This is a genomic window from Okeania sp. SIO2F4, from assembly GCF_010672385.1.
In the GTDB taxonomy this organism is placed as follows: Bacteria; Cyanobacteriota; Cyanobacteriia; order Cyanobacteriales; family Microcoleaceae; genus Trichodesmium.
The window spans coordinates 1-6,342 of record NZ_JAAHGT010000560.1 but is presented as its reverse complement, the minus strand read 5'-3'; the positions used below and the strand labels follow the sequence as shown (position 1 = coordinate 6,342).

General features: G+C 36.5%; 6 protein-coding genes. All 6 read right to left on the bottom strand.

What is annotated here, in order from left to right; genetic code table 11:
- On the bottom strand, positions 1-1,135 hold a 1,135-nt coding region (locus F6K22_RS27490; RefSeq protein WP_293105397.1), incomplete at its 3' end, for a vWA domain-containing protein.
- A gap of 96 nt (positions 1,136-1,231) precedes the next feature.
- On the bottom strand, positions 1,232-1,699 hold the full coding sequence (locus tag F6K22_RS27485) for a hypothetical protein (RefSeq protein WP_293105395.1): 468 nt from the start codon (positions 1,697-1,699) through the stop codon (positions 1,232-1,234).
- Between the two features lie 293 nt (positions 1,700-1,992).
- Complete coding sequence (locus F6K22_RS27480) at positions 1,993-2,175, bottom strand: hypothetical protein (RefSeq protein WP_293105393.1); 183 nt, start codon at positions 2,173-2,175, stop codon at positions 1,993-1,995.
- 303 nt (positions 2,176-2,478) lie between these two features.
- Positions 2,479-2,919, bottom strand: a complete 441-nt coding sequence (locus tag F6K22_RS27475; RefSeq protein ID WP_293105392.1) for a hypothetical protein — start codon at positions 2,917-2,919, stop codon at positions 2,479-2,481.
- A gap of 337 nt (positions 2,920-3,256) precedes the next feature.
- Positions 3,257-4,696, bottom strand: coding sequence for a protein kinase domain-containing protein (locus tag F6K22_RS27470; protein WP_293105390.1), 1,440 nt, complete (start codon positions 4,694-4,696; stop codon positions 3,257-3,259).
- 345 nt (positions 4,697-5,041) lie between these two features.
- Positions 5,042-6,342: cation:proton antiporter (locus F6K22_RS27465; RefSeq protein WP_293105388.1), on the bottom strand; the 1,301-nt coding region annotated here is incomplete at its 5' end.

The following is a 6,342-nucleotide window of genomic DNA, read 5'->3' as shown; positions in this document are numbered from 1 at the left end:
GTTGAGGATAAGTATCTGAAGACGTTCCTACTTTTCCAAGATTTTGAGCAAGTGATAATAATTTTATCAGAGTAATCACATCGTCTCTAATTGGTTCTGAATCTAAATAATAATTAGCAGATTGAAGAACAGAAACGTGGTTTTCAATTCGCCTTTCAGCAGTTTCCAAGTCACTTTCATAAAGGTCATCAAGGATATAGAAAGCTACTTCACTTGTCCATAAACCTAAAGCGTGTTCCGCTACTAAATCAGATGGTAAATTTCCTGATGATGATAAAGAAAGTTGACGTTTTTGATTTTCGCGCTTAAATGTATCGACATACTGTACTGTTGCTTCCCCAATCGAACTTAGATTGTTTGGTTCAGAAATAGCTAATTCAAAAACTATCCAATAGGTTTCACCAACTGCTAAATCTGGTACGAAAATTCGGATATCTTTTTCCTGAGTTATCAAGTCAGGTTCCGATTCAACTCCTACTTCTCTTTCTGCTTTCTCTTTCGCCTTTCTAAGATTTTTTAAGACTGCTCTTCTGGTAGGTTTGTCCTTGATTTCATCGTGACCATACAAGTAAATAATTGGAATATTTGGATCGATGTCTATCTTTAACTGAACATTAATTGCTGCTAGGTATTCTCTTCTATTTAATTCATCTTTAAGGCTAACTTTAATATCATCTGGATCAGTAACAAAAGTAGATTTTCCTCCCGTAATACCAGCTAAAGCATCAAGTTCTCTAGTATTAGCATCTGAACCAAAAGCAAAAGTTGATAAGCGGATATTCCCTCGTGTTTTTTTGTCTATATTTTGTCGAATTCTAATCCATTCAGTTTCTCCTGAACTTGGATTTCCATCAGAAAATAAATAGATATGATTGAGAGTATTGTTGCTTTCATAACGACTAATTTCGTCTATTCCATAGGATATTCCTATGTTAATATCTGTTCCACCACCAGCAGTCATGCTACTGATAGTTTCACTAAATTTATTATTGTCAATTTTGCTAACAGGAGTTGCTTTTAATACAGTTTTTGGCTGTTCATTAAATTCTATTATGCCAATAACATCGTCTTTCTTGAGACTTTTGAAAATTTCCTTGATTGAAAGTTTCACGGCATCTAATTTTTCTCCTTTCATAGAACTGCTTGTATCAATTACAAAAATATAATTAACAGGTGGAGGTTCGCTCTTTTGATATCCTGCTGGAGCTGTGTTGGAAGTTTTAAAGGCAATTTATAAATAGTGAGTAGCTCTCTGATTCCGTTTTTGCTTTTGTGGAATTGGAGTTATTCCATAGTTAACTGCAAGAGAATTATCTGATTTGGGTAGTGGTATTCCTTCACTATTTAAAGTTATGAAATCATCGAAGCGAATGTTTCTCTGTTCAAATAAAACTCCTTGTTCAATTAAGTCTTTAATTCCTACATTTAATCTTGTACCAAACTGATTATTTCTTCTGATAAATAATCCATTATGAGGTAATGGTTGGTTGTTGTTGTTGACTAGAGGAATATTAGGAGGAGGTTTAGCTATATTAAGTATCTCTATACCACCATTAAGTATCTCTATACCACCACTATTAATATTTATTTGCCGTTGGTTGCTTATTGTTGAGGTCATCAAGGTTCTCAATACTAAGACTCCCGACAAACCCAATAAACCTAATAAAATTCCTAAAATTACAAGTTTATTATTTTTCACTTTATTTATATTCCTATAACCTATAATTTATATGAAATTTTTAATTTACTTGATACGGAGTTTTAATATAAGGACACAATTCATCTAATTTAGATTCAGTATTAACAATATCGTAAGAATTCAGCTATTAGCGTTCAGCAATCAGATGCATGAATGAATAATTTCTTATATGGTTAAAGGAGTATACTTTAGTCGTAACTTTTAATTTTCCTTGGAGACTTCCTCCTCCTACGATAGTTAGATAATAAGTTAATAAGTTAATAACTTATAGCTGATAGCTGACGGCTGAATGCTTACACAATATCTGAAAATACATTGTTATTTTCCAAGCAATTCAACCATCGATCTAAAGAACCTGATACACCATAACTTTGCTTGGCTTTTCTCCTAGCTTCTTCTGTGCCAGTTCCCCCTGTTAGTAACAATATTTTGATTTGTAGGACTAAACTAGGTTCGTGATTTGCTTGAAGTTCCAAAGCCTTTTCAACATAAAAAATCGCAACGGATAGATTTTGCCTAGCTAGAGAAACTTTTGCTTTCCAATACCAAGGATATGCTAATTCTGGAGCTAATCTTTTAGCTTCATTAAACTTCTCTTCAGCTAACTCAAATTATCGATTTTTTAGTAATTATTGTCCTTCTCTAATTAATTGCTTTTCAGGTGTTAAATTTTGGGAAAATAAATGAAAAACAATTGGTATTGAAAGTAAGCATAGCGATATAATAAACCACCAAAACGATTTTTGAATTGGCTTAACTTGCTTACTTTCTTCTCGTAGTCAAATATGGAAAGTGGCGCCCCTTTGATCAATAGTTTGATTTTGAGCTACATTAATAGCCTTTTGGATATTTTGGATAAAACTTTCAGGGTATGAGTGCTGATATTTTTTGACAGTTTCTTCTATCTCTTTAAGAATTTCAGGAAAATTAGACAGCGAATTTGTTTCTGACAAAGCTGCCAATTCCTGCATTGATTGAGCTACTTTACTATTAGCTTGGGCAGTAGATTCTATCTCAAGTAAACCTTCACCATAGTCAATAGGTTGTTCAGGAGCTTTCTCTATAGCAACTACAGTATTTGGGGAATATTCTCTTAGAAATGCTAAAAATTGACTACTTTTGTTCCATAGAGCATCCCCTACATTTTCACCCCTTTTCTCTAAAGCTTTTGTAGCTATCACAGTTGCTAGAGCAATAGCAGCAGTTGTTAAAGGTTCCATAAGTTTCTTGATAACTAGAATGTAAAGATATTAGTTTGAGTCTCATGCAATACCAATCTTATTGGCTAGGTTTAGCCAAGCCTTTATAATTATGAATTGCAAGATTTATAAAGGCTCTTACAACGCAAGGATGTTAGAATCAGGGAGAAATAATTGCAGAAGTTATCAATACAAGTTTGCCTAAAAAAGTTATTAACTTATCTTTACGAGTAGCTCCCCTGTGCCTACCTCAATGGTTAATTAGACGTTTCATGGAACTTCTCTATGGGGTAAATTTCTTACTATATATTTCATCCTAATTAAAACCTATCTTCCTTATTCCCTATTCATTCCAAAATCACCGAACCAATTTCTCCCAAGCTCGCCATAAAATCTCAGCAGTTTCTACCGGACTTTTCGGCAAACATTGCCTCGCTTTTTCCAAACACATTTGTGCTTTTTGCTCATCTCCAGACTTCCTAATTGCCAAACTCAACCACAACCAAACCATCGGTTGCTCTGGCTGAATATCCAAAGATTTAAAATAACTTTCCACAGACTTTTCATATCTATTAAATTGATAAAACAAAACACCCAAACTCAGCCACCCTTGCCAATGATTCGGTTGTAACTTTACCGTTTTTTCATAACAAAAAATCGCTTCTTCATAACGTTTCAACTGATAACAAACCTCAGCCTTCTTATACCAAGCATCATAATTATTTGGTCGAATAGCAATAGCACGGTCATAAGAAGCGATCGCTTCCTCTGTCTTCCCAAACTCCTGCATAATTCGACCTTTAATAACTTGCGGAATTCCCCCTAACATTTTTGTTAATAAGGAAGGATTATTATTTCCTGTTTGAGAAGCCGAAGCAGCAAAACTTTTCTGATATTTGACAGACTCTAATTCCTTTAAAACCTCTCCTACAGACTGATACCTTTCACTAATATTTGGAACCAAAAGCCGATCGATAATTATCCCTAAATCTTCACTAATATTAGATTGCAAATATTGTCGCCAAACCCACTTACCCTCAACCACATCAAACAACTCAAAAGGCGCAACTTGAGTCAACAAATAAATACAAGTAACCCCCAAATTATAAAGGTCGCTAGCAGGAACCGCTCTTCCTGCCAACTGTTCCGGTGCCACATATCCCGCACTGCCGATGCTAGTTCCAGTTTTGCCCAAAGAAGATTCCGTAATTACCTTACTCGCCCCAAAATCTACCAACACCAACTGACCTTTAATTTCCCCTCCACCATCAGGAAGCGTAATAGAGTTGCGCCGAATAATATTTTCTGGCTTAATATCCCGATGAATCACCAGGCGTTCGTGGACAAATTCCAACACAGGCAACAAATCCCAAAGCAACTCCTGAATCTGATTTTCCGTAAAAGTCCCATTAGCAAACAATTCTTGCTCCAGATTTTGCCCATCAATAAACTCTTGGACTAAATATTGTTGCTCGCCCTGTTGAAAATGAGCCATTAATTCAGGAATTTGGGGATGTTGACCCAACTCATCAAGTCTAATAGCTTCCCGACGAAACAACTCAGCAGCTTTTTGAGCATTAGCACTATTTTGGGGAAAAAACTGTTTAATTACACACCTGGGGAGAGATGGTTTATGCTCATCCACAGCCAAAAAAGTTTTACCAAAACCACCTTGACCAATAGGTTTAATCGCACGGTAGCGATCGCCCAATAGCAATTTAGCTCCGCAGCTTTGGCAAAATCTATTTTCAGATGGATTATATGGCTTTCGGCATTCAGAGTTGAGGCAGTAGCTCATTTCAGTTATCAGTTATCAGTTAGCCTCCTATCGGAGGAACTGCGCAATTCAGTTATCAGTACCTCAAATCTGAAGTACGAGGCTTGAAATACTGAAGTTGATTTTTTCATCCCCTCAAAAGGTGAGACTTAAGACCTGATTTTCTGGTCATCCGTTTAACTTGAAAATTTAGTTATACTATGTCTCTTTGAATACTCAGAATAAAAACTTTTGGGAATAGGAATAGGAAGCAGGGGGAAATTTGTTTGCCTAGCATTCCGCACCGAAAAATACTCTATAGAAAATTTTCCATACTTCAATATTCAATCTCCCCACTTCCCAATCACCCCATCCCCCCTAACTATATTATTTAGTTGGTATTTTTTCAGAGTCAGCTTCTAGAACTACAGTAGGAATAGGTACTTCTTCAACTGCCGGATGTCTTTCCATAGTTAAACCTTTCTGCTGAGAACCAGATAATCGTTTTAGAAGTTTAGGTTTCGGGTCATGTAGCAAATAAATAATCCGATCGCCTGGTTGCCAATTTTCAGTAGCAGGTAATACTTGAAGACTTCCTTGCCGTTCAATCAAAATTGGCATTAACTCCCCTGATCGAATAAGTGCCTGAAGGTGAGTCTTTTGAAACTCAAATCCTAATTTCTTGAGGACTGTTTCACCTAATTTCACCTGTTTGTCAGAGAGATATTGATTCCAAGTTTTCAGATTTAACTCTGTACTAAATGCTTGTTGAACCTTATCTTTACTATTTTGATTTTTCTGCTGGGGACTTTTCGGATAAACAGCTAATACCCTTGGTGGCTTAAACTCTTCTGCTGCTCTTTGAGCTAAAACTAAATTTACTTCCCCATTCTTAGTCATTGCTAAGAAAGTTCCTACTGATTCTAAACCTGCTTCTTGTAGCACATTAGTATCTAAGGCACTACTTTTGTATGTTTGTAAACCTTCTGTTTCTGCCTGCTTACAAGACTCTTCATCTGTATCAATTAGTACCACTGATTCACCCCTATCCTTAAATATTTTTCCAATTAATCGAGATAGAGGATTTGAACCGACTATAACAGCACCTTTAGCAGCACTAGAAGTAATTCCCAAAAATTGAGCCACAAACCTTGCGGTCAGTCCTTGACTAAAAACCGTCATCATAATTGTCAAGAACACTAAAGCTTTAATAGAATCACCACCATTGATACCTTTCTGGGTTAACAATATGGCAAACAGGGAGGAAACTGAAGCGGAAACTATCCCTCTGGGAGCGACCCAACTCACAAACATCTTTTGTTGCCAATTAAGCTGACTATTCCAAGTGCAGAGTAATATATTGAGAGGCCGAACCAAGAACATTAAGGTTAAAACTGTAAAGACACTTCCCCACCCTAAAGCAACTACACTAGCTAAGGACAGGTCTGCTGCTAGTAAGATAAACAATACCGAAACAGCTAGCATTGTCAGTTGTCCTTTGAAGCGCTTGATTAATCGCAGTTCTGGTATTTCGGCTGCCCCAACTACCATTCCTGCTACTACTGTGGTCATTAACCCTGATTCGCTACGAATTTGTTCTGCTAGGCCAAACATTCCCCTCCCAGCTCTACGTGAGTGCTCCGTCGATGATGCTTTTGGAACGTGGTTGACAGCGAGTCGAGAGTGAC